Source organism: Bartonella sp. B23 (genome assembly GCF_053793815.1).
Genome location: NZ_CP200033.1, coordinates 554,816 through 581,726, shown reverse-complemented (window position 1 = coordinate 581,726; position 26,911 = coordinate 554,816). Strand labels below are relative to the sequence as shown.

Genomic DNA, 26,911 nt, shown 5'->3' with positions numbered 1-26,911 from the left:
TGCCCGCGTTTATACATCCGCTCTCTGCCAAACAGCAAACAGCTGAGAAAAAATTCGTTCCTATTCATTGATTTGTGGCGGTATATTAATGTCATTGATCAAATCAAAAGCCCACCGTAAATCACCCTCAACCTGTTGTAAAGCAACTACCACTCTCCGCTGTGCAATCAGCTCCATCTTCGCCAACTTTAGTAATTGTGCTTGATTATCCGTCAATGCTGTGCCACGTAAAATCACCCACAACTCCAGCTGTAAATGCTGGGAAATTTTTGTTAAATAATGTACAGCACGTTTTGATAAACCAATGCGATCTGCAACATATTTGGCAAGGAAAAAAGTTAATCTCTTATCTCTTTCTTTATCTGTATGAAAAATTGGAACAACTTGTCCCAATTGCTCTTCGTCATGAAATAGTGCAAACTTTGCACCATTTCTCATTTCAGAAATATGATCAAGTTGATCCAATTTCTCATCAGCAAACCACAATGCAATGTTTACGCTTTGATTTGCATGTATTTCATTACCAATCAAAGGAGCAAGTTGTCCTTTTGATTTTTTATTCCCTTCGCACGCGATTTCATTGTGATCTGAAGAAAAATCATCCCTGATTTGAGAAATAAGTACAATTTGCACAAATTTCTCTAACTGCGTATCACCACCAATCAAAGAATAAACATAACCTTTTGTTTTTTATTTTCACCAATCTTAATTTCCCCATACTTCTTTTCCCATAATTCGTGGTAAGTCTGAACAAACAATGCATGATCTATCACCGATAACTCATTGCGAAAAAGATTTTCCACAACCTCTAAAAATGCGGCATTGTCCTTATCAGCCTGCATCACAACGGCATCAATTTCGCTATAGCCAAAAAGCTCAGCAACACGTAAACGGTGCGCACCAGCAATGAGCGTATCATTGCCCTCTTTAGCATTGGGGACGTGACACACCGTAATCGGATTTATCGATCCCTCTCGCACTATGGATTGTGCAAGCGCCTTGGCATGCTCATCATAAACAGGGCGAATACGATCAGGGACAGCAATCAAATCTAAAATAATCCCTTGAAATCGAGCCATCATGCCTCTGCCTTTTCCATTTCTTAAAAAAACAAATCCATCGCACACCCCTCCCACCTTCAATAAGCCTTCGCAAAAACAGGTTCTTCCAAACGTCGATTAATCACCTGCAAAGACAGATAAATAGAAGTCCGCTGTCGTGCTTGTATGGCAACAACACGTCGCCGCGGCACCTCAAACTGATAATATAGAATATGAATCAACAATCTGTCGTGCTAATGCCGCATCAAATAAGCCATGCGGAGGATCAATAATTATATCGGATCTGTACATGCTTAAAATCGCTACTCACTGCTTTTAAAGAATAGGAAAGCATCACCTGTAAACATTCAATTTCTGAATAAGAATTAACGATATCGCTTCAACATCTGGGGTCCATAAATTACAAGCAGCAACCATAATCCCCCCTATAAGGAGAATGGAAGCACCAGCTGATCTAAAAAACAAAACCATTCAATCATCTGACTGACGATACAACTGTGTAGGATTTATCTTTTCTATTTTGTGTTGATGTTTAGAAATTGATAAACTTTTTTATCTTATGGTGTCCAAATTCACGGCAAATGCGTTTAACATGCAAAGCTGTGTAACAAGTTCAAGCGGCACTACCGCGCAGTGGGGAATGTGTATGTGAATCCACATCGGCATGTTTTGCTGCTTTGAATATGCGACTGCGACTTTTTGGATAGCGGTCAGCAAAAATTTGCTCAACGGGCAAGCCAATAAAATCGGTAATGGCTCGTTCGGTTTTCTCATTTGACCGTGTCAAAATGTGCTAAACACTGGAAGACGGTATTTGATAGGATTTCGATTGTACAAATTAAAAATAATCCTCTTTGATTACTTCTAAAGTAGATCCCTTTCGTCTATAAAAAGGGGTTATGCTTCCTATAAATAAGCCAACGGGGATTTACTGTTATTTCTCCTACACTTTCACAGAATTTGTATCCCAATAGCTAAACTAATAAATAAGATTTTTACTTTTATTCAAGATAAAAAACACTAGACATCTTTGCGAGCTCTAAAATTTATGAACATTTTATATGATAGGATAACGAGAAAGAAAATCGATAACGCCTTTTTTATAGACCTTATCTCCCACAGCAAGCATATGATCTCGATCGGGAATTGGCAACGCTTCACCATGAGGCAACAAAGCAGCTAAAGGTTCTGCTGCACCGCCAATTTCATCTAATGAACCAACGGCAACAAGTGTAGGTTGTTTAATTTTATAAACCTCAGATGCTGTTAACTCCTGTTTTGATGTGATGACACAAGCAGCCAAAGCACGTCTATCGCTTTTAGTTTGATCTGCAAATTTACGAAACATCAAACCACGTGGATTGGTAATAGTAGAAATATCTTCTGCTAAAAGGGCTTCAGCGATAGGTTGCCAATCTCCAGCTCCTGTTACCATACCAATACCTAAGCCACCAAAAATAACGCTGTGTACATATGTTGGATACAAAAGAGCCATAAATGCGCTAATTCGAGCCCCCATAGAATATCCCATGACATGTGCTTTAGATAATTCTAAATGCTGCAATAATCTTACTGCATCACCCGCCATAGCTTGAGGTGTATAAAAAGAAGGATCATAACTTTTAGCAGAATCTCCATGACCGCGGTTATCAAGGGCAATAACACGATATCTCGCTTCGGTAAGAGTACGAAACCAACCTGTTGCATACCAATTCACCCATGCAGAAGATCCAAAACCATGGATTAACAAAATAGGAGTTCCCTGCCCTTCTTCTCGATAAGCAAATCGCAAACCATTATATTCAAAAAAATGAATATTTTCCGCTATCATTTTTTATCACCTTCACACTTTCCACAAATAGCAGGATGAATAACACGCTGTCCCTTCTGTATTTTTTTTTCAGAAACTTCACCGGCATTAACTTCAAGTGCAAAAGTTGCAGGTACTCCTGATGAAATACTGTCCGTTGAAAATGGTGAAGTTTGTTCAACAATCGACACAATAACCCCATCAGCGTTCAAAAAAATCATATCTAAGGGTAAAGGTGTATTCGCCATCCACATAACAAATTCTTGCTTATCCTTTACCTGATTTCTAAAAAGCATTGCGCGATCGCGCGGAAAATCGGTGCGATACATCAAACCAGCAACCGACTGGGATGGCGTAAAAGCAATCTCTACGTTGTAAGAGATCGTACCTTGTTTTGTTTGTATTTCTAAAGGAACTGGATGAACGGGAATCACTACGGGATTCTTTGCTACAGCTACACCCACTTCTAACATAAAAAACAGCGCCAACACAACGACGCACCCTCTTTTAAAAGGCTTTAACATTTTTATCCATACCACAGAAAACTATTTAACTCCGTTGCGCAAAATAAAAATCACTAAGATTTAAAAAACAAAAAAGAAGGGATGAAACTTTCTCATCGCTCTCGATGCAATACTGGCAATTCGCTCAATTCGCTTCATTTAATTTATAACTTTACAGACACGTTTTTTTGCACATGCCAAATTCAATACTTCTTACTGCCACTGATGCCTCTCTTAAAAAAGAAAGACTATACAACTTCAATACTGCAATTCAATGCGTAGCAAATGGAATCCCTATATCCGGATAAATTTCTGCTGTCATCAAGCCCTTTTCCCCTTTACCAAAACGCACAAGAACAACTTGACCAGAACGGAGCTCTGCCAAACCAAAACGACGTAACGTTTCCATGTGAACAAAAATATCTTCTGTTCCTTGCCCACAACTAAGAAAACCAAAACCTTTATCGCGATTAAACCATTTAACAATTGCACGCTCTAAACCACTTTCTGGAGTCACAACAACATGTGTACGGGCCGGAATTTCTGACGGATGAACTGCCGAAGAATAATCTATGGATTTCACTTGAACGCACTTCAATCCCCGCTCAGTTTTTTCTACAGCACAGACAACTTTAGCACCTTCTAAAGCTGTCCGAAAACCATCCCTACGCATCACCGTAATATGCAATAATATATCTGGAAAATTCGGCAAATCAGGTACAACAAAGCCATATCCCTTACTACCATCAAACCACTTAATGACACCACTAACTTCAATAATCTCACCACAAGCACCTATACTGTCCTCAGATAGGGAACAATCTTTTAATGCATCTTTACTCGTCATAACAAAACGTGATCCTGTAGCCTTAAATTGCACGATATTGATTCTCTACACCTAAGTAAACATTGCTTTTACATCAACACGCAAGCCCCAAGATAAGATTTCCCCATATTGTCGTACCTCTCAGTGTTAATATCAACACGAATATTCACAAAAGTATTTGATCGTACGCTCCATATATTTTACAGTGGGTCGCTGAAAAAAAAGCCAATATATAAAGCTTTTTCACACAAATATTTTTATGCACAAATGCATAACTTGCATGATAGAGAAGTTCAAGATAAGGTGCAAAAATTACAACCAAACTAAGGAAAGTGCGTGATGCAATTGAGAAAAATCCTTACCAGCTTTGTAGTTATCATGGCACTTGTAGCGAATGTCCATGCGACTGAACCTATTAAAATTGGTGTTTATCTTCCATTAAGTGGTCAAAATGCATTTGGGGGTCAGCTTGAAATTAGAGGCATACAGTTAGCACATAAAAAAATCCCCGAAATATTGGGGCGTAAAGTAGAACTTATTGTTATTGATAATAAATCTGATAAAGTAGAGGCTGCCAACGCTGTCATGCGTTTAACTGCAAGTGAAAATGTTAATGGAATCATAGGTAGTTATGGTTCTTCACTATCTTTGGCTGGTGGAGAAATATCGGAAAAAGCAAAAACTCCAACTATTGCAACTTCCTCGACGAATCCGCTTATTACACAAGATAAAAAATACTATTTTCGCGCTTGCTTTATTGATTCCTATCAAGGTATAGGAATTGCAACCTATGTAAGTCAAACTTTACACGCAAAAAAGGCAGCTATACTCAAAGATATATCAAGCGACTACGCGATTGGCCTTGCGAATTATTTTACGCGTGCTTTCAAAAAATTAGGTGGCGAAGTTATCTCAAATTTAAACTACAATTCCGGTGATCAGGATTTTTCAGCTGTTTTAACGCAGATTATAGCACAAAAACCTGATATCTTGTTTATTCCATCCTACTTTTCTGAGGGTGCTATTATCATGAAACAAGCGCGCGAACTAGGTGCAAAATTTCAAATTATGGGTGGAGATGCTATGGATAATCCAGAAACTGTTACAATTGCTGGAAAAGCCGCAGAAGGCTTCTTACATACAACACTGCCCTACAGTGAAAACATGCCAAATATGTCAGCAGCTGCGCAAGAATTTACAAATGAATGGAGAACAGCTTATCCCGATAAAGAGCCAAATATCAATTCTGTTTTGGGATACACCAGCTACATGATGTTTATGAAAGCTATTGAAAATGCTGGTAGTGCTGATCGTGAAAAAATCACGATAGAACTTAGCAAATTAAAAGATTTTCAAACACCTTTTGGTGATATGTCTATGGATGAAAATCATAACCCTAAAATTTCTATTGGTATAATTGAGATAAAAGACGGAAAACGTGTTTATTTAGATGAAGTTAAACCTGCTTTTTGAAAAGTCAGAAATTTTGTTAATGAAAATACAATAATTGGTTGGGGATTTTTTTCAACTAAATCTGAGAGTTTCTTATTTTATCCTGTATGAATTAATAAATGTGGAAGGACGAGAGATGAGCACTGAAATGTTCATCCAATATTTTTTCAATGCACTGGCATTAGGATCCCTTTACGGGCTTATCGCTATTGGTTACACCATGGTCTATGGTATACTGAGACTCATTAATTTTGCTCACGGTGATATCTTTATGTTGGGAGCATATTTTGTTTTCTTTTCCACAATTAGCTTTATGCCTGCTTGGGCTGCATTTCTCCTTTTGCTATTAGCAGTTCTCATTTATTATTCGGTGTTTATAGGATACAAAAAGCGCCCTCCAATTTATTGGATCGCTGTTTTTTTAATTCTTGCTTTAGGATTCATTTATTATTTAAAAATTTCTCCACAAGATTTTGCACCGATTTGGGTCTTAGCTCTCTGTTTTTCAATTTTTATTACAAGTGCGGTAGGTATTACTGTTGATCAATTTGCATATAAACCTCTACGCCATGCTCCGCGTATCTCAGCACTTATCGGTGCAATAGGAGTTTCCTTTTTTATTGAAAATCTTGCTACCGTACTCTTTAGCGGTGTCCCAAAAGGTGTGAAACAGCCTGATTTTCTCGTGACACCGTTTTTCTGGCATTTAGGATCAGGTACAGATAGAATCATTAGAATTGCTCCCATGTCTCTGATAGTTCCCATCATTTCATTTCTTCTTATTGTGTTACTGCTGTGGATTATCCATAAAACAAAACCTGGTCTTGCTATGCGTGCAATCTCACACGATATCGAAACGACTCGTTTAATGGGTGTTTCTGTCAATAAAGTCATTGCGTTCACGTTTGGGATAGGCTCAGCACTTGCCGCTATCGCGGGCATTATGTGGTCTCTACGCTATCCTCAAATTCAGCCTTATATGGGTGTTCTTCCTGGACTCAAAGCATTTATAGCTGCCGTTATTGGAGGTATTGGATCGATTCCAGGAGCGATGTTAGGTGGATTATTATTAGGGTTTATTGAAGTTATGATTATCGCATTCTTTCCCGCGTTATCTGGATACAGAGATGCTTTCGCTTTTATTTTATTGATTCTGATTTTATTGGTAATGCCCACTGGATTAATGGGCAAAAAAAGCCAGGAGAAAATTTAATGGCAAAATCAGCAACGACTTTTTTGTCCTGTATCAGTATTTTGATTTTTATTGGTTTTTTGTTTTATGCTGACAACAATTTTAACAACTACACACTTCGTATCATCAATCTTATTGCCATTAATGCGATATTGGCAATTTCGCTTAATTTGATTTATGGTTTTACCGGTATGTTTTCTCTTGGACATGCAGGATTCATGGCCATTGGTGCTTATGTGTGTGCAATTTTACTTCTTTCCCCTGAACAAAAAGAAATGATGTGGATTCTTGAACCTATAGCTGAACCGTTGCTTCATCTACAATTGCCTTTTTTTATTACCGTTGTTGTGAGCGGTCTATGTACTGCTGTTGTGGGTTTATTGATTGCCCTCCCTGTATTGCGTCTTGGTGGCGACTATCTTGGAATTGCAACATTGGGTTTTGCAGAAATTATTCGCATTGTCATTACGAATGCAACATCCCTAACAAATGGCTCTTTAGGAATCAAAGGAATACCTCAAAATGCAACGTTATGGTGGAACTATGGTTGGTTAGCATTTACAGTGATCTTTATTATTCTCTTACTACGGAGCAATACTGGTAATGTATTGTGTGCTATTCGTGATGATGAAATCGCAGCGAAAACAATGGGGGTTAATGCTTTTTTCTACCGAACCTTTTCCTTTACTATTGGTGCATTTTTTGCAGGTATAGGAGGAGCATTGATGGCTGCTCTTATTTCAACTATCGATCCAAAAATGTTTAATTTTCTTCTAACATTCAATATTTTGATGATTGTTGTTGCTGGTGGGCTTGGTTCAATTACAGGAAGTATTATTGGGAGCGTTATTATTACAGTCATGCTTGAATGGCTTCGCATTATTGAAAGTCCTTTTGACTTAGCTTTTGTACATATTCCAGAAACACCGGGGCTTCGTATGGTCGTTTTTTCTCTTTTATTGCTGGTAATTATCTTATTTTGGAGGAAAGGATTATTAGGGCAACGTGAATTCTCATGGAATGGCATTTATAGCTTTTTGACACGCAAAAAGCTCTCTAATACTGAGGGAAAGCTATGAGCGATACCATCCTTTCACTCAATAACATCGTAATGCGTTTTGGAGGTTTGATTGCTGTAAATAACATTAATATGGTAATCAAACGGGGAAAAATCACTGGATTAATTGGTCCGAATGGAGCTGGAAAAACAACCGTTTTTAATATGGTTTCCGGATTTTATGCTCCCACTAGTGGAACAATTCTTTTTGATGACAAAAAAGTTTCTGGAGCTCCTCCTTATATTATCTGCAGGCGCCATATTGCACGAACATTTCAAAATATTCGCCTTTTTTCAGGATTAACGGTTTTGCAAAATGTTATGGTGGGAGCTCATGTTCGTCAAAAATATCCATGGTTTTCCTCAGCACTGTTTTTTTCAAAAGCAATAAAAGAGAAAAGAGAAGTCTATAAAAATTCAATGGAACTTCTAAAACGGCTACAACTTGATCATCTTGCCAATCAATCTGCAGCGACTCTTCCATATGGTGTGCAACGGCGTCTAGAAATTGCGCGCGCTCTAGCAACTAAACCTAAATTGCTTCTTCTTGATGAACCCGCTGCTGGTATGAATCCACAAGAAAGTGAAGACCTTAGAAAATTCATAGCAAAAGTACGGAAAGACTTTGATCTTACAATTCTGCTTATAGAACACGATATGAAAGTTGTTATGGGGCTTTGCCAATATATTTGGGTAATGGAATACGGCTGTTGTATTGCCAATGGTACACCAGATGAAATCCGTAACAACCCTAAAGTTATTGAAGCTTATCTTGGCGGAGATGTTTATGGATATTCTTAAAATCAAAAATCTTCATGTTCATTATGGTGCCATTAAAGCTATCAAAGGCCTTTCTATGTCTATAAAAAAGGAAAGTATAGTGACTTTAATCGGTGCTAATGGAGCAGGAAAAAGCAGTATTGTACGCTCTATTACAGGACTTAACCGATCTGTGTATGGGGAAATCGCGTACAAAGGCGAATCAATTATTAAAAAATCACCAGAAAAAATTTTGCGATTGGGTATTGCCCTGAGTCCTGAAGGACGACGCATTATGCCCCATTTCACTGTTTTAGAGAATCTATACCTAGGTGCTTACAGTCGCCATGATAAGATAGGAATTGCTCGTGATATTGAGTGGGTATTTGATCTCTTTCCACGCCTACGTGAAAGAGCAAAACAATTGGGAGGAACGATGTCTGGTGGTGAGCAACAAATGCTTGCTGTTGGCCGTGCACTCATGAGCAATCCTGACATGATAATATTAGACGAACCCTCTCTGGGTTTAGCACCAATTCTTGTAAAGGAACTTTTTTCAATTATCCGAAAAATTAACGATATGGGAAAAACTATCCTTCTTATTGAGCAAAATGCATTTGCAGCACTTTCTATTGCTAACTATGCTTATATTCTGGAAGCAGGACATGTTTTATTTCACGGTGAAGGCAAAACTATGCTTTTTGATCCCCGTGTTAAAGAAGCATATCTTGGTGGATGAGAAATACATAGCGTTTAAAAACCAATAACATCCCTTCTAAAAAATTTCCCTAATTTAAAAGTGATGCCTTTTTACGAGGCTCTTTTCATAGAATTTTTGGCTTTTTACGACCACCATTTTGCTGCGCTGAACACGCCTGCTGCTTGTTCTATAATGTGCGCTATCTGAAAAATAATTTCCTCAGCAAAAGGCCTACCAATCAATTGCAATCCTAGTGGTAAACCATTCGATGAGAGACCTGCAGGAACAGAAATACCTGGCAAACCAGCCATATTAACTGGTACAGTAAAAATATCATTGAGATACATTGCCACAGTATCATTTTTTATTTTTTCATCAGCAATGCCAAAAGCGGGTGTTGGTGTTGCAGGGGTGAGGATAGCATCAATGCCGGAAGCAAAACATTGATCAAAATCACGCTTTACCAATGTTCGTACTTTTTGGGCTTTTAAATAATAAGCATCATAATAACCTGATGAGAGAACATAAGTACCAATCAAAATACGCCGTTTGACTTCATCACCAAAACCAGCTGAACGGGTATTTTCATACATTTCAATAACGTCTTTTCCTGGTATACGGAGACCAAAACGGACACCATCATAACGTGCCAAATTAGAAGATGCTTCTGCAGGAGCGACGATATAGTAAGCAGGCAAAGCATATTTTGTATGGGGCAACGAAATATTGCTTATTTCAGCACCCGATTCTTTTAACCAATTCATTCCTTTTTGCCAAAGGTCAATAACTTCAGGAGACATTCCTTCCATATGGTATTCTTTTGGAATACCAATTTTCATTCCTTTAATTGATCGACCAAGGTATCTTTCATAATCAGGTACTGGTAAATCAACAGAAGTAGAATCTTTTACATCAAAAGAAGCCATTGATTTAAGCAAAATAGCACAATCGCGAACATCTCGCCCGATAGGCCCAGCTTGATCAAGTGATGAAGCAAAAGCGATGGTTCCCCACCGTGAACAACGTCCATAAGTTGGCTTAATTCCTACCGTCCCAGTGAATGCTGCTGGCTGGCGTATTGAACCGCCTGTATCTGTTGCTGTTGCACCAGCACAAATCCGCGCTGCAACAGCAGTTGCAGAGCCACCTGAAGAACCACCAGGCACTAATTTTTCATTAGAATCATTTTTTTTCCATGGATTCACAACTGGACCATAATATGATGTTTCATTGGAAGACCCCATAGCAAACTCATCCATATTAAGCTTACCTAACATAACGGCTCCATCTTGCCATAAATTAGCCGTTACAGTTGATTCATAATGCGGTTTAAAACCATCAAGGATACGTGAACAAGCTTGCGTATGAACACCATATGTCGCAAAAAGGTCTTTAATTCCTAGTGGAATTCCTTCTAAAATTCTCCCCTCCCCTCTAACCAATCGGCTATCTGATTTAGCGGCCATTTCTCGTGCTTTCTCTGCTGTTATTGCTACATAGGCATTCAAAGTTGGATTAGCCAATTCGATCTCTTTTAAATAAGATTCTGTTAATTCAATAGCTTTGAATTCTTTCTTTATGAGGGCCTCACGGGCTTGTGCAATTGTAAGAGTTGTTAAATTGGTCATATTTGTTCTCAAATTTTCAAAATACAAAAAATTACTCTACGACTTTTGAAACAAGAAAGAAATTTTCTTCCATAACAGGTGCATTTGCTACAATATCTGCTACTATATCACCATCTGTGATACTATCTTCACGCATTCGTAAAGCCATTGGCATCACTGATGTTAATGGTTCAACGCTTCTGACATCGACTTCATTTAATTGTTTTACAAAACCTAAAATGACATTAAGTTCTTTTGTCATACGTTCTGCTTCATCGTCATGGACAGCAATACGCGCTAAATGTGCTACCCGCTTGACTGTTTCTTGATCAACAGACATACTATGCCTTTCTGCTTTTTTATTTTTACATTTGTGTATTGGCTATACAAGGCTGCGTTTACAAGCGCAAGAATATTGATAACCTGAAGCACAAAAAGACTTAAATTATAAACTGTATGACTATTATTAACATCAATGAAGTTATGTCACATCTTTTGCCTGGGCAAGTAATAGCAGGTTTAGATTTGGGAACAAAGACTATCGGAATTGCAGTTTCTGATATGGGGCTAACTTTTTCAAATCTGCGTCCTGTACTTCAACGAAAAAAATTTATGGCAGATGCTCACACACTTATAAAAATTTTTGATCGTGAAAACGTGGGAGTTGCTGTCATTGGCTTACCTCTTAATATGAATGGAAAAATCGGCTCTCGTGTTCAATCCACCAGAGCTTTTGTCAGCAATATGGAAACACATACGAAAATTCCATTTGTTTTTTGGGACGAACGCTTATCAACAATTGCTGCAGAACGCTCTCTTCTAGAAATGGATGTATCGCGTGCTAAAAGAAAAGCACGAATTGATTCTGCCGCCGCCGCCTTCATATTGCAGGGCGCTCTCAACAGAATCCAAAATCTTCATCATATGGAAGGGTAAAGAACATTTAACAAATGTCCTGTATTATATCGTGCAATTAGCATCCCATAAGAAGATCTCCATTGTCCCCCAAGTCGACTTTCCATATAAGCATTTGCCACATGTTCTATATCTGTAGAGCGTAATGATGCAGCTGCAGCTGCATATGCTACTTGTTCAACAAAGAATCTTCCTGTTCCCTCATTTGCCGATGCCATTTCTACAGCAGACTTAATAATCTCAATTGCTCGTGGTCCAGCTGGTCCAATATCAACAGCAATTTTTTCTAACAACTTTTGAAATAATCCCGGTGCTCTTTCAGCTATCAGAATTGCATCCTTTACCAATTGATTGGCAGAATTATTTCTCACAATCCGTGCAGGAGCATTACACAACATTTGTGATAATGGATTGCCCTCTACAAAACTTTCAATACCAACTTGTGCAATAATTTCACCAATAATAGGCATGACCAATTGGCTCACGTGGTAAGCAATAATAGGTGTCATAATCCGTGCAAAAGCTGCTTCAGAGCGATTATTTACAGCATTATCAAATGCTCGCGCTAAACGTAAAACCAATGCTTGTGCAGCAGCAATATCCAGTGCAATATCTGCAAAAATACGCTCTGTCAGTGGTGGTAAAGGCTGATCTGGCATTTTTTGCCGAAAAAAATCTATACCAAATTGAAGTGCAGCCCGCATAACACCTGCTGATACAACAGAGTGATCAAAACGCATCATTGTTTCGATATCCTTAATGACTTTAGCTCCCTCTCCTACCTTACCCAAAAGCCAACCATAACTACCCTGAAAACCAACAACGCCCTCTGGGGTTAAAGATTCTCCGGAACGCTGCAGTAAATGACGAATCGATATCGTGCCATTTAATGCACCATTTTCTTGTACACGTGGAACTAAAAAGCAGCTTAAATGACCGTCTAAGTCTGCACTCACAAGATATCCATCCACTATAGGATTAACAACATTGGTTTTTACAATATTTAAACGATACAGATCACGCCCTATTTTTTCATCAAAAGAAATCTTCTTAACATTTGGAAAATCGGAAGAGTATTTTTCGTATTGTTCAACATCATCAAAAGCACAGGTAAGAGAAGCTGCTTTTTTGCTATTAAAAGGCTTTGACGATAAATCATATTGGCGTGATAAGAGTACATCTTGCCATTTTTTAAAAAGCTCAATATCACCAATTAAGACAGCAATAGCCGCGCTTGTTATAATAACCTCATTCAAATGACCTGTTTCTAAGCCAGCAGATAAAGCCAAGCGAATAGCACGCGCTTGGTAGCGCACCCCATTTTCTGAAGAAGTATTTTCCCAAAGTGAAGTGACCAAACCAGCTTGTCTAGAATATTGTTGAAGAGCTTGATAAGAGGAATGCATCTCCAATTTTTCTGCTGGCTGTCCCCATTCATCGCTATAACGCAACACAGGTCGATAACGATTCGCCAACAAAGAGAGCTCCCATGCTCCACGACTCGCTACAAAGTCTCCTATTTCTTCAAAACTTGCTAATAAAAATTTAGGCAAAGTAGAAGCAATACGAAACATAAGCATATCACTGAGAAACGCATTTTTTTTACGGGCATTTTGCCCAGACACAGCACTCATAGGCATATTCCTATTATTCAAATCATTCATATCATAGACTATTTGTCGTTTTGCAGTTAAAAAACATTTATTATATTCAAACAAACGCTTGTTTAACTTGTTTAGAGAGAGATAGAAAAGAATGCTATGACTCAAAATACTTTTTTTCCCCTTTTTCCCCACCAACATCTTTTAGGTATTAAAGGTTTGAATGTCCGAGACCTTACTATCTTGCTTGATCGCGCAGATGCAAATGTCAACCTCTCTAAAAAAATTTATAAAACAAAATCTACGTTGTATGGATGTACTCAAATCAATCTTTTCTTCGAAGCTTCCACACGTACACAATCCTCTTTTGAATTAGCCGGTAAACGGTTAGGAGCAAACGTGATGAATATAGCTATTGGCAATTCATCTGTAAAAAAAGGGGAAACATTGATTGACACAGCCACAACTCTCAATGCGATGAAACCAGATATACTCGTTATTCGTCATAGTTGTGCCGGGGCAGCTGATTTGTTGGCGCAACAAGTGAATTGTTGTGTCATTAATGCAGGTGATGGTGCCCATGAACATCCAACACAAGCTTTATTAGATGCTCTGACCATTAAAAGAGCAAAAGGCCATATTGAGGGATTAACTATTGCAATCTGTGGAGATATCTTACACTCACGTGTTGCGCGTTCCAATATTCTTAGTCTCAATGCTTTGGGAGCTCGGATTCGTGCTGTTGCTCCTTCCACACTCTTACCCACAGGTATTGCCGAAATGGGTGTCGAGGTTTTTAATACAATGAAAGAAGGTCTTAAAGGTGTTGATGTCATTATGACGCTACGCTTACAACATGAACGTATGGCAAGTTCTTTTATTCCCTCCATTCGTGAATATTTTCATTATTTTGGCTTGCATAAAGAAAATTTATCCTATGCTAAAAATGATTGTATTATTCTACATCCTGGCCCAATAAACCGTGGTATAGAAATCGCGTCTGATATAGCAGATGGATCACAAAGTATGATTCATACACAAGTAGAAATGGGAATCGCTGTGCGTATGGCTGTCATGGAAGCTTTATTAGATTCACGCCTTAAAGCAAGTGGAGAGAAAAAATGACGAAGCCAATAGTTTTTCAAAATGCCCGTATTATTGATCCTTCACGCACAATTGATGAAATTGGCACTGTCATTGTTAAAAATGGACTGATTGCAGCCGCTGGAAAAGAAGCACTAAATCAAGGAATCCCCGCAGAAGCTGAAATTATTAATGCACAAAACAAAGCAATTCTTCCCGGACTTGTTGATGCCCGTGTTTTTGTTGGAGAACCAGGCAATGAACATCGTGAAACAATTGCATCAGCAAGCCAATCTGCAGCAGCAGGTGGCGTTACTTCTCTCCTTATGATGCCAGATACGCATCCAATTATCGATAATGTAGCGCTTGTAAAATTCATTACGCGTACGGCACAAGAAATATCATTGGTCAATATTTATCCTGTTGCTGCAATCACTCAAGGTTTCAACGGACAAAAAATAACCGAATTTGGCTTGTTAAAAGATGCAGGAGCCATCGCATTTTGTGAAGGAAAGAATACTCTTCAAAGCTCATCTGTTATGCGGTGTGCAATGACTTATGCACGTGATTTTGGTGTTCCATTGATGCATGAGACACAGGATAAAGACCTTATAGGAAAAGGTGTTATAAATGAGGGATTGCTGGCGAGTTGGCTTGGTCTTGCTGGAATTCCTCGCGAAGCGGAAGTTATTCCACTCGAAAGAGATTTACGCTTAGCTGTATTAACACAAACACGCTATCATGCCGCACAAATATCAACGGCACTATCTGCTGAAGCACTTCGTATAAGCAAGCAACGCAGCGAAAAAATTTCAGCTGGTGTATCCATTAATCACTTGTCTCTTAATGAAAATGACATTGGTGAATATCATACCTCTTTCCGTCTTATGCCTCCATTGCGTACAGAAGAAGATCGTATAGCAATGATTGAGGCAGTAAAAGATGGAACAGTGGATATTATCGTTTCTTCTCATGATCCTCAAAGTCTTGATACAAAACGTTTACCATTTAATGATGCAGCTGCAGGCGCCGTTGGTATGGAAACTTTATTGAGTGCCGCTTTACGCCTCTATCATGATGAAACTATATCTCTTCTACGATTAACGGAACTTTTATCAACAGCGCCTGCAAAACTCTTTGGCCTTGACGCAGGCACACTCAAAAAAGGTGTTCGTGCAGACCTTATTTTGGTTGATCTTGAGGATCCATGGATAGTTTCTGCAAAGAAGCTGTACTCACGCTCAAAAAATACGCCTTTTGAGAAGGCACGCTTCCAAGGACGTGTTGTTCAAACTTTTGTTAAAGGACAATCAATTTTTAAACTTGATCAATAAACTTAATGAGATTTTTAATGAATGAAAGTGAAGTGCTTTTTCAGTTTTATGTATGGTTTATCTTTCTGATATCCTATCTTATGGGATCAATCCCATTTGGTTTGATTTTTACGCGATTGGCCAAACTTGGCGATATCAGAACAATTGGTTCTGGAAATATTGGAGCTACAAATGTTCTACGGACAGGAAATAAAAAAATTGCAGCTCTCACGCTTCTTTGCGACATGTTAAAGGGAACTGTTATTATTCTTATTGTAAAATTTTTAAGTTCCCCAACAGAAAACAATATCATTGTTTCCCTAGCTGGTTTTTTTGCCTTTTTGGGGCATCTTTTTCCTGTATGGTTGAAATTTAAAGGTGGTAAAGGCGTTGCTGCCTATCTTGGTGTGTGTTTAGGGGTCTACTGGCCGGCAGCAATTGTTTTCATCGTTGTGTGGATGGCGATTTTTCTATTTACACGCTATTCTTCATTATCCGCACTCGTTGCTGTTATTATAACTGCGGTATTTGTTTTTTACTTTTCTAATCCTTATTTTTATTTTATGCTGATTGTAATGAGCGTATTTGTATATATAAAGCATTACGCAAATATCGTTAGATTATTAGTCGGGAAAGAAAGTAAGATTGGGACTCAAAACGGGGATAAATAAAGGAATCTTACTCACTGATCGTCAACGTCTAAATTGGTTACGGTTATTGCGCAGTGAAAATATTGGAGCAGTGAGTTTTCGCAATCTCATTGATCATTACAAAACAGCAGAAGCTGCTCTAGAGGCACTTCCTGAGCTTAGTAGAAAGGGTGGCCTTCCTGCATCTGTTCGAATAGCAACAATAGAAGAAGCAGAAAAGGAAATACAAGAAGCCGAGAGGCTTGGTATTCGCTTTGTCGGTGTAGGAGAACCAGATTATCCAGCTTTTCTTAAGGTGACAGAATCCTCACCGCCCCTTATTACTATAAAAGGCAATGTTGCAGCTTTTCAGAAACCTTCTGTTGGAATTGTGGGCTCTCGAAATGCCTCTGCAGCTGGCAAAAAACTCGCTACTCAATTTGCTCATTGTCTGGGGGATGCTGGTTTTACAACGATCTCTGGACTCGCTCGTGGAATTGATAGCATTGTGCATCAAGCGAGCTTATTAACAGGTACAGTAGCAGTCATGGCTGGTGGAATTGATCACATCTATCCTCCTGAAAACAAAAAGCTCCACGAAGATATTATTAGCAACGGTGGAGCAATTATCAGTGAAATGCCCATTTCTTGGAAGCCGCGCGCTATCGATTTCCCGAGAAGAAACCGCATTATTGCAGGCCTATCGCTTGGCCTCTTGGTTATAGAGGCCGCACTGCGATCAGGATCCTTAATTACCGCACGCCAAGCTGCAGAAATGGGACGATTGACTTTTGCCATTCCCGGTTCTCCACTTGATCCGAGATCTATTGGCACAAATAACCTCATTAAGGATGGTGCTCTGCTAACCACACATCCTTCTGATATCATAGAAACGCTTACACCACTAACTCCAGCGGCCATTCATTCCCAACTCAATTTTTTTGAGGAAGAAAAATCCGTCTCTCTACAGCTTGAAAAAGATAATTTGAGCGTACCTAATGAAAAAAACAGCAGATCCTCTTGTGTTGGAGACGAAAGAGAACGCGCAGCTGTCCTTTCCGCCCTTTCTACAACCCCAATTGATTTAGACACTCTCCGCACCCATTCAGGTGTTTCACTCTCAAACCTTTATCTTTTTTTGGTAGAGCTCGAGCTTGCTGGGAAGCTTATTCGACACTCTGGTGGTTATGTTTCATTGTCGAGTCTGGATCTTCCCCAAGAGCTTCGGCACTATTAATAATGCTCTGCCCTTCTTTGGCGGCCATATCCAAAAGCAACGCTAAAAGCGGGCTATGCGCTTGACGTGCCATCTGATTCATTTGTTCTGACATATCTGTAATATATTGGATAACTTTTAAATGATTTACAAACATAATCCTCTATCCTTGAGCATTTCCCCTCCTACTTCTCAATAGATGTTCTCTTAGTATTTTGCCGCATGTTTTTGTATTAATGATGAAAAACAAATTATATAGTTTCATATAGGGTATATTTTAACAATAACAATCATAAGTTGTACAATATTAGTGTTTTTTATATGGCTAATATTTTTTTATATGCTCTTAACTAATTGCTATTAGCTATTCGCATGAAAGAGAGTTATAAAAAAACTTTCATTTCAACATTCGGGTAAAATTATGAATATCGTTATCGTTGAATCTCCAGCAAAAGCAAAAACAATTAATAAATATCTTGGATCTCAATACAAAGTCGTAGCATCATTTGGACATGTTCGTGATTTGCCTGCAAAAGATGGCTCCGTTCTACCCGATCAAGATTTTTCTATGAAATGGAGCATCGATTCTGCTGCTGCTAAGCGTTTGAATGAAATAGCAAAAGCCGTCAAGGAAGCCGATAGCCTCATTTTAGCGACAGATCCTGATCGTGAAGGGGAAGCTATTTCATGGCATATTCTTGATATTCTTCGTCAAAAAAAAGTTTTAAAAAATAAACTCATTAAACGGGTTGTATTCAATGCTATCACCAAAAAATCTGTGCTTGATGCCATGAACAATCCACGCGATATTGATACATCACTTGTGGATGCTTACCTTGCACGTCGTGCTCTTGATTATCTCGTCGGTTTTACGCTCTCACCTGTTTTGTGGCGTAAACTTCCTGGCGCACGTTCAGCTGGTCGCGTTCAATCTGTTGCTTTGCGTATTATTTGTGATCGAGAATCAGAGATAGAACATTTTATTAAAGAAGATTATTGGTCCATTACAACAGACTTAAAAACCATCCGAAATGATGATTTCCAAGCAAAATTAATAATGTTTAATCAAAAAAAGATTGGCAAACTTGACATTCAATCTCAGCAACAAGCAGATCAAATTCGTTTTATGCTGGAGGAAGCAAAATATCGTACATTGGGTGTTGAAGCAAAGCCAACAAAGAGAAATCCTTCTCCTCCGTTTACAACATCCACTTTACAACAAGCAGCCTCTTCAAAATTAGGTTTTTCAGCCTCTCGCACCATGCAAATTGCTCAAAAACTTTATGAAGGTATTGAAATTAATGGTGAAATGGCAGGGCTTATTACCTATATGCGTACCGATGGTGTACAAATAGCACCAGAAGCCATTGAATCCGCACGAAAAGTAATTCATGAATCCTTTGGTGGTAACTATATTCCTGAAAAGCCACGTTTTTATTCAACAAAAGCAAAAAATGCACAGGAAGCACATGAGGCCATTCGTCCAACCGATTTTCAACGCATCCCCAGTCACGTACGAAATTTTCTCGATAACGATCAAGCAAAGCTCTATGAATTGATATGGAAGCGCGCTATTGCTAGCCAAATGCGTTCTGCTGAAATTGAACGCACAATTGTTGAAATTGAAGCACAGCAAGGAGAAAACCACGCAAATTTACGTGCAACGGGTTCTGTTATTCGTTTTGATGGATTTATTTCTGTATACACTGATCAACGAGAAGAAGAAGACAGTGAAGAAAATGAAGCAATGCGTTTGCCGCAAATTAATGCTGGTGAAGCGCTTACAAAAGAAAAGGTTGAAGCTGTACAACATACCACAGAACCACCTCATCGCTATTCTGAAGCCTCCTTAATTAAAAAGCTTGAAGAGCTGGGAATTGGTCGCCCTTCGACCTATGCATCTACATTATCCACACTTTGTGATCGTGGATATATTGTGATTGATAAACGAAAACTTATTCCTGATGCAAAAGGACGTATTGTTACAGCCTTTCTTGAAAATTTCTTTAATCGTTATGTAGAATATGGTTTTACAGCTGATCTTGAAGAACAACTAGATCTTATATCAGATGGAAAACTTTCTTGGAAAGATGTAATGCGCGATTTTTGGGAGGGGTTTAATGCATCTATTACCAACATCAAAGAACTCCGTATAACCAATGTTCTTGATGTTTTAAATGTGGCATTAGCACCTCTCGCTTTTCCTGTCCGTGAGGACGGAAGTAGTGTCCGCTCTTGTCCTCTTTGTAAAAACGGTGAATTATCATTAAAGCTAGGACGTTATGGTGCATTTGTTGGCTGTTCTAATTATCCAGAATGCAAATATACACGCCAACTTGAAACAGACTCAACAGAAAAGAATGAGATAATGCGTAGCGATGAACCTGTTGTCCTTGGTGTCGATCCTAAAACAGGAAAAGATATTTCTCTTCGCAATGGTCGTTTTGGTCTCTACATTCAACTTGGTGAAGGCAAAGAAGCTAAGCGTGCAGGGCTACCAAAAGAATGGCAAGCAGAAAATATAACTCTTGATAAAGCTTTATCCTTAATATCCTTGCCCCGTGAAATTGGCATCCATCCTGAAACAGGAAAAACAATCACAGCCACAATTGGACGCTATGGTCCCTACCTTACACATAATGGCAAATCCGCCCCCCTTCTTCATGCGGACGAAGTTTTTGATATTGGTATCAACCGTGCTGTTGCAGTGCTTGCTGAAAAACAAGAAAATAAAACAACACGCAGCAGAAAAACACCAGCAGCACTCGCAACATTAGGAAATCACCCAGATGGTGGAACAGTTACTGTGCGCGATGGACGTTATGGTCCATATGTTAATTGGGGCAAAATTAATGCAACATTGCCAAAAGATAAAGATCCAATTAGTGTAACACTTTCAGAAGCATTGGAACTTATATCAGCTAAGGCATCTAGCAAAAAAAGAACTTCAAACAAAACTTCTTCTTAAAAAAGAGATATAAATCTTGGCTAAAGGTGAAAAGAAAACAAAATATTTGCAGTCATTCAATATGGAACAGCTGCCTAATAAAGCAAAAATTCTTTCCTTTATTAATGAAAATCCTGACCGATCAAGTAAACGTGAAATTGCCAAAGCTTTTAGCTTAAAAGGTGATTCTCGTATCTGGTTAAGGGATGTATTGCGTGAATTGAAAAGGCAAAATCTCATATCAAAACAGCATAAAAGGGCAATTAACAAAAAAAAATTACCACCTGTTTCTTTAGTAAAGATTAGCGAGCGAAATAAAGATGGTGGGTTTATTGCAAAACCTCTTGAGTGGGAAGATGGTCAAAAACCGAGTATTAAGATATGCCCTTCTCATCGCATAAAAGGAGCAAGTATTGGTGTTGGAGATCATATTCTTGTAAAAATTTTTAGACATAAAACTTCTCAAATCTCCCCTTATATAGGACGAATTATCCGTAAAATTGATGTGTCTCCAAAGAGTATATTTGGTGTTGTACGAAGATTAAAAACTGACCAATGGCGGCTTGAACCTATAGATAAAAAAATGAATGAACTCATTATTGATACCTCTGATATGTCTTCAAAAATAAAGATAGAATCTGGTGATCTTGTTGAAGTCGAAATTAAAAAAAATACTGGATATGGATTGAAGAGCACCCAAATAAAAAATGTTTTAGGGCACATTGGAAGCGAAAAAACACTCTCAATGATTTCTCTTCTTTCAAAAGGAATTCCTTACATTTTTCCTAAAGATATCCTTGAGCAAGTAAAACATATAAAACCTGCAAACATAGAAAATCGAGAAGATTGGCGGCAATTGCCGCTTGTTACAATTGATCCACCAGATGCAAAAGACCATGATGATGCAGTTTATGCAACAAAGGATAAAGATCCAACAAACTGCGGCGGTTGGATTGTTGTTGTCGCAATTGCAGATGTTTCTTACTATATCAAAGAAGGAAGCGCTCTAGACAAAGAAGCATTAAAACGGGGTAATTCTGTTTATTTCCCTGATCACGTTGTGCCAATGCTTCCAGAAAAAATTTCTAATAATTTATGTTCTCTGCGTGAAGGAAAAGAGAGACCAGCTTTAGCTGTTCGTATGATTTTTGATGCAAATGGTAATAAACTAAAACATAGTTTTCATCGAATTATGATACGTGTAGTAGCCAAACTCTCTTATCAAGAAGTACAATTAGCAATTGAGGGAGATATAAATGAAAAAAGTGCTTCTTTTACAGAGAGTGTCTTGCAACCATTATGGCAAGCTTATGAGTGCCTAAAAATTGCGCGTAATCGTAGACAACCACTAGAATTAGAAATAGCAGAAAGAAAGATTATTCTTGATAAAAATGGATGCCTCAAAGACGTTGTGAATGAATCACATCTAGAATCACATCGTTTGATTGAAGAATTTATGATACAAGCAAACATTGCTGCTTGTGAAACATTAAAAGAACATCATCAGCCTCTTATTTATCGTGTCCATGACAAACCCTCTCTTGCAAAGCAAGAAACATTGAGAAATTTTCTTCAAAGTTTGAAAATATCCCTTCCTCGAGATGCAGAGCTTACATCAACACGCCTTAATAGCATTTTAGCAAAAGTCATAAATACCGAACAACAAGAATTGGTCAATCAGATAATTTTGCGCACACAATCTCAAGCTGAATATAATCCTAAAAATATAGGACATTTTGGTTTGAACTTGCATAATTACACACATTTCACATCTCCGATCCGTCGCTATGCTGACCTTATTATTCATCGAGCACTTATTAAAACCCTAAAACTAGGAAATAACCAATTAACAAATATACAGGAACAAAATCTTACAGAAATTTCCACACAAATTTCTTTATGTGAGCGTCGTGCAATGATGGCTGAAAGAGAAACCATTGATAGGCTTGTCGCACACTATTTAATGAACAAAATCGGCCGTATTTTTACAGGCCGTATTTCTGGTGTTACAAAAGCGGGTCTTTTTATCTCACTTGATAAACTTAACACAGATGGTTTTGTGCCTATTTCTACACTTAAAAATGATTATTACTGTTTCGATGAAATACAACATACTCTTGTCGGAAATCGTAGTCATAAAGGTTATCAACTAAGTGATAGAGTAGAGGTGAGACTTGTAACTGTGCAGCCTCTTGCTGGTGCTATGTGCTTTGAGCTTTTAACAAAACCTCGTCCACTAGCCTTTTTATCCACTTCCTATCATAAACGCAAATTTACAATGAAAAAACGAAAAAATGCTTTTTATGGAAAGAGAAACATGGACTAAAAATCTTAAAAACCTATGAGATAAATAAAATCGTTGTCTCTACTTCTTTAAATCAGATCTTTGAGAATACAAGATAGCGATAACTAAAAAATGATTTACAATATACTATCATTATATTATTGTGTATTTGTACAATTAGCTTTTTTAGCATATAAGGCCGTGTTTTTTAATCAATAACAAACGTGTAAAAAATCTGAAACACTCTTCACATTACATGAATTAAAAAATTACAACGGATAGGTTGAATAGATTTTTACTTTTTTCATTCCAAATCAATTTTTCATCAATTGAATGAACAAAGGCAGGATTAAGCCATCCTTATGATAAAAAAGTTTTGATCCTTCAAAATCATTCTTCGCGTGCCATCATTGCAGCTATCACAACTATTGGTACTGTTGAAACGGCATTGAGAATAGGAACACGATTTGTTTCAATTTTTATAAGCGAGAAAGATATTTCAAATAATGCCATTGGCTATGTAGAATAGTCTGTGGAATCGCTACAATTATTGCAGCCTTCTTCACTTCTTGAATCACCTTACACCTAGTGTTTCTCAAGCGATATTTCTTGTGATGACCATAGGGTATTTGAGCTTTCTAGGATGCAGCTTGCCACCTCATTTTGCAGCAATTGATTTTTTTCACAGGGTTTTCAAGGTGGCTTTAAAAGATCTTCACAGGCCTTTCAAAGAGTCTTTTTTCTATTAAAAATCGCAATTTGTGATGATCAGTTCTTTAGCAATAGCATTATTTGAGCTGCCACATAAATAAGATGTGGTGACCTCTTTTATATGAAATTGACTAAAGGTTTTCCGAATTTTTGGTACGTCATTTAAAGAAATACGCAAGAATCGTAGCCATCACCTGATAATCTTCTCGTTTAAACAAATCCTTTCCATAGTAATTCTCAGCACCCCAATAAGGCGGATCAAGGTAAAACAAAACGTTTTATTTATCATAGCGAAGAATAAAGTCTGACCAATCTGTATTTTCAATCGCAACCCTTGCCAAGCGCTGGCAAAGAAGCTCTAATGACGCTTCAACCTTAAAATAATTAAACCGTGCACCACAGCTCGTTTCAACGCCAAATGTGCGCTTTACCACCTTGCCGCTAAAACTTGACCGTTGCAAATACAAAAACCGAACAACACGCTCTAAATCGGTTAAATCCTTTTGCTCTTGCCGTGAGAGACGTTGAAATGCCTAACGGATGCTGATTTGGAACTTTAGCATATCCATAAAAGGCCGATAATGGCGTTGCAAAACTCTGAAAAAATTGATCACATCTCCCCTGAGCGATCAGGGATGACTTTAGGATCACTGCCATAGCCTGTAAACTGCAAGCTCGACGCCCTCCCAAAGCGTGCCATTGAAACCCATGTAGCTAAAAACTCCTCCTCAAACGATTAAAAATTGAGCCAATCGACATACAATTGATGTGGTCCTAGCATCATAAAGGGATCATTCATTCTGTCCCTCCATGGAGTGCATTGGCTTGTGCACGTTGAATCGCAGCACTAACGGACCGCCCTGTCGTAACAGGATCACGCGCACCATAAATATGCACCGTGACATTTTTGACTGTGTGTGATGGTGAAGCAGTCTTTGTCCCTTATCTATATGTTAGGAGCATGTTTGTCATGACTTCACGAAAATTGCACAATGGGTTGGACGGCTGTTTGCCCCCTCCAAGCCAATTTGACAAATGGAAAAGATCCGATAAATCAATACTGATAAGTCCATATATTGATGTAGATTGGCAAGGTTGATCACCTTTTTATCAAGCTTGGAGTACTCAGCCGTAATCTTTTTACAAGCGGGAGAGGAATAGCCGGCTTCAGATTGTTCACTGAAAATGATGCAAAAAAATAGCTCAACTTCGTGATAAAGGTAATAAAACCATCGACAATCCAATTGGCAAACTCCTGCTCTGCTTGTTTCATACCAACATTGAAATCCTTAGAGAACTTTTCTTGAGAAAAAACATCCAGCCATTGCCAAAAATTGGAAAAGCTTTTTAAAATCTGTCCCATAATCCTTGAAATAACTGGAGAACTAAACCAGGTCCTTGTTTGAATTTTGCCAAGCTTGAGAAAAATCAAAAGCAGCGGCAGTAATATTTTTCCGCTTGGTGATAATTGCGGTATCAGCACAAAAAAAGCGCATGACGATTCAAAAGCACGACAAAAAGCGTGTTTTATTCCCTGCGCAAAACCTTTTACAAAGAAAGAGAAACGATCCTAATATTTCCATAAGAAAAAAACAGCTGCAACAATAACGGCTATAGCATCTGCAATCAGAGTCCCTATCGAGGTAAAAACAGCACCCCCCCACGGAGGTAATGCTACCCCCCAACAACTTCTATGAATGTCCATATCGAACAAAAATAAGCGGTGAACGCAGAAACAGAGACCATAAGCCACTGGCATCCACAAATAAAGTTATCAGGCGTAAAAGACGCAGCGCACACTCCCATAAAGTCCTACCGCCATTGTTCCTAGTAAGCGGCCTGAAGCCCGCTAACCATCGCTAACTTACATAAAAATCACAACTGGGTGCTCCAAGCTTGATAAAGAGGCGATTAACTGAATAAACTCAAGATATGTGCAAGTTATGGCAAAATATAAGCAGCTTAATTACAAAAAACAATTTTATCTCTTCATCCTAGATGGCAAAAAAGAGACGAAGAAAAACATTTTTTAGTCACAATGTGAAATTACCCTTTAATGATGATTTTAAATATGGAAATTAGTATATGCCGAAACTGGTAGATTTACTAAATAAAGTCCGTGATTCATTTAAAAAAAACAGTGCTATACCTGAGAACGAAGAGTTAGAGAGTATTATTGCACGTTTAGAGAGTAATATCGCTAATGGTGATTGGATCTATACTGATGATGCAAAAACAGATCTCAGAATGATGCCTGCCTTAGTAGAACGAGCGAATCAAAAATATCCACCGATGAGACTTAAATTTTCTGCAACGCCCAAGGATCTTGCCACCTCAATAAAAAGTGCGATCAGTGATGGAACTCAATCTTCTAGGTTTATAGCCAACATAAGGGATGAAGGAATTCATTTCGTAGTAATCGATCACAGAGTTATTGGCAATAAGACATCTTTGATACTTTTTGAATCTGCAACATTTAATCATACAGCACTAGGAATTTTTGCAGTAATGGCAAAAACAGCTTTTGAAAAATATCGATTACCTCATTGCTATTTTTCTATAGTGGAAATGAATATTCAACGAAGCTCCTATGAATGTGGAATTTTTAGTTTGGCTTTAGCTAAAAAGCTTTATCTCGAATCTGATAAATTAGAAAAACTACATAGAGATAATACTGACGGTATTTTGTATGAATTAGATACTCCTTTTTTACCTTATGATAAGTTGGATCGGTATCTCCCTGTTACTTTTTATAAACATACGCAGAGTATAAATCGTCTCAATAAATATATAAAATCAAATCCAGGAGCTGAAAATGAAATCATTAACAAGAGAGATGAAAATATTTTTGAACGATTTGATAATAACTCAACTGTAGTAAATGATAAAAAACTATCTATTTCTCCACATAGAAAAAGGATTTATGAATATAAATCACTGACGAAATGAATATGTAAATCTTTGTTAAATTGATATCCTTATGATTGTGCGATAATTTCACATTATTCTTGTTGTAATCCAGAGATATCTGTTAATTACGTTCCATCGGTTTCCGAAAACAAATCATCCTTACTGATAATCTCCCCACATAGCCAAAACATTTGTACCCCGCACAAGTCTTGAAGCACAACAAAGAAAATACCGATCTACTTAATTTTTATTACATAAACATACACATTAGTTTCACTTAAATAATGGTATAGATTTATCTTAATTTTGGGAGTTATATGTTAAAAATTATAATA

General features: G+C 38.0%; 23 protein-coding genes and 4 pseudogenes. 13 read left to right on the top strand and 14 right to left on the bottom strand.

All coding sequences use genetic code 11. The annotated features are described in order from the left end of the window. Positions 1-9 precede the first annotated feature (9 nt). From V4B17_RS02415 to V4B17_RS02390, 6 genes and pseudogenes are all read right to left on the bottom strand, one after another. Positions 10-1,079, bottom strand: a pseudogene (locus V4B17_RS02415) (ParB N-terminal domain-containing protein). Between the two features lie 59 nt (positions 1,080-1,138). Next, a pseudogene (locus V4B17_RS02410) lies at positions 1,139-1,478 on the bottom strand (hypothetical protein). 196 nt (positions 1,479-1,674) lie between these two features. Next, a pseudogene (locus V4B17_RS02405) lies at positions 1,675-1,890 on the bottom strand (helix-turn-helix domain-containing protein); the annotation flags it as partial. A 228-nt stretch (positions 1,891-2,118) separates the two neighbouring features. Then, entirely contained in the window at positions 2,119-2,892 is a 774-nt protein-coding gene (locus V4B17_RS02400; protein ID WP_455479910.1) for an alpha/beta fold hydrolase, read from the bottom strand. Further along, positions 2,889-3,395, bottom strand: a complete 507-nt coding sequence (locus V4B17_RS02395) for a DUF192 domain-containing protein (RefSeq protein ID WP_455479909.1) — start codon at positions 3,393-3,395, stop codon at positions 2,889-2,891. Before V4B17_RS02395 ends, V4B17_RS02400 begins: the two co-directional genes overlap by 4 nt. Positions 3,396-3,645: 250 nt before the next feature. Next, positions 3,646-4,221, bottom strand: a complete 576-nt coding sequence (locus V4B17_RS02390; protein ID WP_455479908.1) for a cold-shock protein — start codon at positions 4,219-4,221, stop codon at positions 3,646-3,648. Between the two features lie 318 nt (positions 4,222-4,539). Here V4B17_RS02390 and V4B17_RS02385 point away from each other — a divergent pair, with 318 nt between their 5' ends. The 5 genes from V4B17_RS02385 to V4B17_RS02365 all read left to right on the top strand — a co-directional run bounded on the left by V4B17_RS02385 (position 4,540) and on the right by V4B17_RS02365 (position 9,399). Next, positions 4,540-5,673, top strand: coding sequence for an ABC transporter substrate-binding protein (locus V4B17_RS02385; RefSeq protein WP_455479907.1), 1,134 nt, complete (start codon positions 4,540-4,542; stop codon positions 5,671-5,673). Positions 5,674-5,788: 115 nt separating this feature from the next. Then, the gene (locus tag V4B17_RS02380; protein WP_455479906.1) at positions 5,789-6,865 is read left to right on the top strand and encodes a branched-chain amino acid ABC transporter permease; all 1,077 of its coding nucleotides are present in this window, start codon (positions 5,789-5,791) and stop codon (positions 6,863-6,865) included. Beyond that, positions 6,865-7,923 carry a branched-chain amino acid ABC transporter permease gene (locus V4B17_RS02375; RefSeq protein WP_455479905.1) on the top strand — a complete coding sequence of 353 codons (1,059 nt, stop codon included), beginning with the start codon at positions 6,865-6,867 and terminating at the stop codon, positions 7,921-7,923. Before V4B17_RS02380 ends, V4B17_RS02375 begins: the two co-directional genes overlap by 1 nt. Then, the gene (locus V4B17_RS02370) at positions 7,920-8,702 is read left to right on the top strand and encodes an ABC transporter ATP-binding protein (protein ID WP_455479904.1); all 783 of its coding nucleotides are present in this window, start codon (positions 7,920-7,922) and stop codon (positions 8,700-8,702) included. The genes V4B17_RS02375 and V4B17_RS02370 overlap by 4 nt, the downstream gene beginning before the upstream one ends. Beyond that, positions 8,689-9,399, top strand: coding sequence for an ABC transporter ATP-binding protein (locus tag V4B17_RS02365; RefSeq protein WP_455479903.1), 711 nt, complete (start codon positions 8,689-8,691; stop codon positions 9,397-9,399). Before V4B17_RS02370 ends, V4B17_RS02365 begins: the two co-directional genes overlap by 14 nt. A gap of 104 nt (positions 9,400-9,503) precedes the next feature. Here V4B17_RS02365 and gatA read toward each other — a convergent pair whose 3' ends face one another. Both gatA and gatC read right to left on the bottom strand, forming a co-directional pair. Then, entirely contained in the window at positions 9,504-10,988 is a 1,485-nt protein-coding gene (gene gatA / locus V4B17_RS02360) for an Asp-tRNA(Asn)/Glu-tRNA(Gln) amidotransferase subunit GatA (protein ID WP_455479902.1), read from the bottom strand. Positions 10,989-11,019: 31 nt separating this feature from the next. Further along, complete coding sequence (gene gatC / locus V4B17_RS02355; RefSeq protein ID WP_455479901.1) at positions 11,020-11,307, bottom strand: Asp-tRNA(Asn)/Glu-tRNA(Gln) amidotransferase subunit GatC; 288 nt, start codon at positions 11,305-11,307, stop codon at positions 11,020-11,022. Positions 11,308-11,423: 116 nt separating this feature from the next. Between gatC and ruvX the strand changes: the two genes are divergently transcribed. Beyond that, on the top strand, positions 11,424-11,903 hold the full coding sequence (gene ruvX / locus V4B17_RS02350; RefSeq protein WP_455479900.1) for a Holliday junction resolvase RuvX: 480 nt from the start codon (positions 11,424-11,426) through the stop codon (positions 11,901-11,903). Here the strand turns inward: ruvX and V4B17_RS02345 are convergent. Then, complete coding sequence (locus V4B17_RS02345) at positions 11,888-13,516, bottom strand: acyl-CoA dehydrogenase family protein (protein WP_455479899.1); 1,629 nt, start codon at positions 13,514-13,516, stop codon at positions 11,888-11,890. The genes ruvX and V4B17_RS02345 overlap by 16 nt on opposite strands. Positions 13,517-13,642: 126 nt before the next feature. Here V4B17_RS02345 and V4B17_RS02340 point away from each other — a divergent pair, with 126 nt between their 5' ends. Genes V4B17_RS02340 through dprA form a run of 4 tightly spaced genes read left to right on the top strand, consistent with a single transcriptional unit; the run spans position 13,643 to position 17,745 of the window. After that, the gene (locus tag V4B17_RS02340; RefSeq protein ID WP_455479898.1) at positions 13,643-14,608 is read left to right on the top strand and encodes an aspartate carbamoyltransferase catalytic subunit; all 966 of its coding nucleotides are present in this window, start codon (positions 13,643-13,645) and stop codon (positions 14,606-14,608) included. Then, complete coding sequence (locus V4B17_RS02335) at positions 14,605-15,900, top strand: dihydroorotase (protein ID WP_455479897.1); 1,296 nt, start codon at positions 14,605-14,607, stop codon at positions 15,898-15,900. Before V4B17_RS02340 ends, V4B17_RS02335 begins: the two co-directional genes overlap by 4 nt. A gap of 17 nt (positions 15,901-15,917) precedes the next feature. Continuing rightward, positions 15,918-16,550, top strand: a complete 633-nt coding sequence (gene plsY, locus V4B17_RS02330) for a glycerol-3-phosphate 1-O-acyltransferase PlsY (protein ID WP_455479896.1) — start codon at positions 15,918-15,920, stop codon at positions 16,548-16,550. Then, complete coding sequence (dprA, locus tag V4B17_RS02325; RefSeq protein ID WP_455479895.1) at positions 16,525-17,745, top strand: DNA-processing protein DprA; 1,221 nt, start codon at positions 16,525-16,527, stop codon at positions 17,743-17,745. The genes plsY and dprA overlap by 26 nt, the downstream gene beginning before the upstream one ends. Here the strand turns inward: dprA and V4B17_RS02320 are convergent. Further along, positions 17,675-17,881, bottom strand: a complete 207-nt coding sequence (locus V4B17_RS02320) for a hypothetical protein (protein WP_455479894.1) — start codon at positions 17,879-17,881, stop codon at positions 17,675-17,677. The two genes, dprA and V4B17_RS02320, sit on opposite strands and share 71 nt — an antisense overlap. Before the next feature lie 264 nt (positions 17,882-18,145). Here V4B17_RS02320 and topA point away from each other — a divergent pair, with 264 nt between their 5' ends. After that, positions 18,146-20,692 (top strand): type I DNA topoisomerase, encoded by a 2,547-nt coding sequence (gene topA, locus V4B17_RS02315; protein ID WP_455479893.1) that lies wholly within the window; start codon positions 18,146-18,148, stop codon positions 20,690-20,692. A 16-nt stretch (positions 20,693-20,708) separates the two neighbouring features. Beyond that, positions 20,709-22,997 (top strand): ribonuclease R, encoded by a 2,289-nt coding sequence (gene rnr, locus V4B17_RS02310; protein ID WP_455479892.1) that lies wholly within the window; start codon positions 20,709-20,711, stop codon positions 22,995-22,997. 348 nt (positions 22,998-23,345) lie between these two features. Here the strand turns inward: rnr and V4B17_RS02305 are convergent, their stop codons facing one another. From V4B17_RS02305 to V4B17_RS02290, 4 genes and pseudogenes are all read right to left on the bottom strand, one after another. Beyond that, the gene (locus tag V4B17_RS02305) at positions 23,346-23,468 is read right to left on the bottom strand and encodes a hypothetical protein (protein WP_455479891.1); all 123 of its coding nucleotides are present in this window, start codon (positions 23,466-23,468) and stop codon (positions 23,346-23,348) included. A 476-nt stretch (positions 23,469-23,944) separates the two neighbouring features. Beyond that, positions 23,945-24,100 (bottom strand): hypothetical protein, encoded by a 156-nt coding sequence (locus V4B17_RS02300; RefSeq protein ID WP_455479890.1) that lies wholly within the window; start codon positions 24,098-24,100, stop codon positions 23,945-23,947. A 200-nt stretch (positions 24,101-24,300) separates the two neighbouring features. Further along, positions 24,301-24,465: pseudogene (locus V4B17_RS02295) on the bottom strand (phage tail protein); the annotation flags it as partial. A 300-nt stretch (positions 24,466-24,765) separates the two neighbouring features. Continuing rightward, positions 24,766-25,149, bottom strand: coding sequence for a hypothetical protein (locus tag V4B17_RS02290; RefSeq protein ID WP_455479889.1), 384 nt, complete (start codon positions 25,147-25,149; stop codon positions 24,766-24,768). Positions 25,150-25,751: 602 nt separating this feature from the next. Here V4B17_RS02290 and V4B17_RS02285 point away from each other — a divergent pair. After that, positions 25,752-26,615, top strand: a complete 864-nt coding sequence (locus V4B17_RS02285; RefSeq protein WP_455479888.1) for a YopJ/AvrA family T3SS effector serine/threonine acetyltransferase — start codon at positions 25,752-25,754, stop codon at positions 26,613-26,615. Positions 26,616-26,911: the final 296 nt, after the last annotated feature.

Excerpts from the sequence above, each read along its gene's own strand:
- ruvX (WP_455479900.1), top strand. The coding sequence starts at position 11,424 with ATGACTATTATTAACATCAATGAAGTTATGTCACATCTTTTGCCTGGG.
- V4B17_RS02395 (WP_455479909.1), bottom strand. The coding sequence starts at position 3,395 with ATGTTAAAGCCTTTTAAAAGAGGGTGCGTCGTTGTGTTGGCGCTGTTT.
- gatC (WP_455479901.1), bottom strand. The coding sequence starts at position 11,307 with ATGTCTGTTGATCAAGAAACAGTCAAGCGGGTAGCACATTTAGCGCGT.
- V4B17_RS02340 (WP_455479898.1), top strand. The coding sequence starts at position 13,643 with ATGACTCAAAATACTTTTTTTCCCCTTTTTCCCCACCAACATCTTTTA.
- V4B17_RS02345 (WP_455479899.1), bottom strand. The coding sequence starts at position 13,516 with ATGAGTGCTGTGTCTGGGCAAAATGCCCGTAAAAAAAATGCGTTTCTC.
- V4B17_RS02370 (WP_455479904.1), top strand. The coding sequence starts at position 7,920 with ATGAGCGATACCATCCTTTCACTCAATAACATCGTAATGCGTTTTGGA.
- V4B17_RS02380 (WP_455479906.1), top strand. The coding sequence starts at position 5,789 with ATGAGCACTGAAATGTTCATCCAATATTTTTTCAATGCACTGGCATTA.
- V4B17_RS02385 (WP_455479907.1), top strand. The coding sequence starts at position 4,540 with ATGCAATTGAGAAAAATCCTTACCAGCTTTGTAGTTATCATGGCACTT.
- V4B17_RS02400 (WP_455479910.1), bottom strand. The coding sequence starts at position 2,892 with ATGATAGCGGAAAATATTCATTTTTTTGAATATAATGGTTTGCGATTT.
- V4B17_RS02305 (WP_455479891.1), bottom strand. The coding sequence starts at position 23,468 with ATGGCATTATTTGAAATATCTTTCTCGCTTATAAAAATTGAAACAAAT.
- topA (WP_455479893.1), top strand. The coding sequence starts at position 18,146 with ATGAATATCGTTATCGTTGAATCTCCAGCAAAAGCAAAAACAATTAAT.
- V4B17_RS02335 (WP_455479897.1), top strand. The coding sequence starts at position 14,605 with ATGACGAAGCCAATAGTTTTTCAAAATGCCCGTATTATTGATCCTTCA.
- plsY (WP_455479896.1), top strand. The coding sequence starts at position 15,918 with ATGAATGAAAGTGAAGTGCTTTTTCAGTTTTATGTATGGTTTATCTTT.
- V4B17_RS02320 (WP_455479894.1), bottom strand. The coding sequence starts at position 17,881 with ATGTTTGTAAATCATTTAAAAGTTATCCAATATATTACAGATATGTCA.
- V4B17_RS02285 (WP_455479888.1), top strand. The coding sequence starts at position 25,752 with ATGCCGAAACTGGTAGATTTACTAAATAAAGTCCGTGATTCATTTAAA.
- V4B17_RS02375 (WP_455479905.1), top strand. The coding sequence starts at position 6,865 with ATGGCAAAATCAGCAACGACTTTTTTGTCCTGTATCAGTATTTTGATT.
- V4B17_RS02365 (WP_455479903.1), top strand. The coding sequence starts at position 8,689 with ATGGATATTCTTAAAATCAAAAATCTTCATGTTCATTATGGTGCCATT.
- gatA (WP_455479902.1), bottom strand. The coding sequence starts at position 10,988 with ATGACCAATTTAACAACTCTTACAATTGCACAAGCCCGTGAGGCCCTC.
- V4B17_RS02390 (WP_455479908.1), bottom strand. The coding sequence starts at position 4,221 with ATGACGAGTAAAGATGCATTAAAAGATTGTTCCCTATCTGAGGACAGT.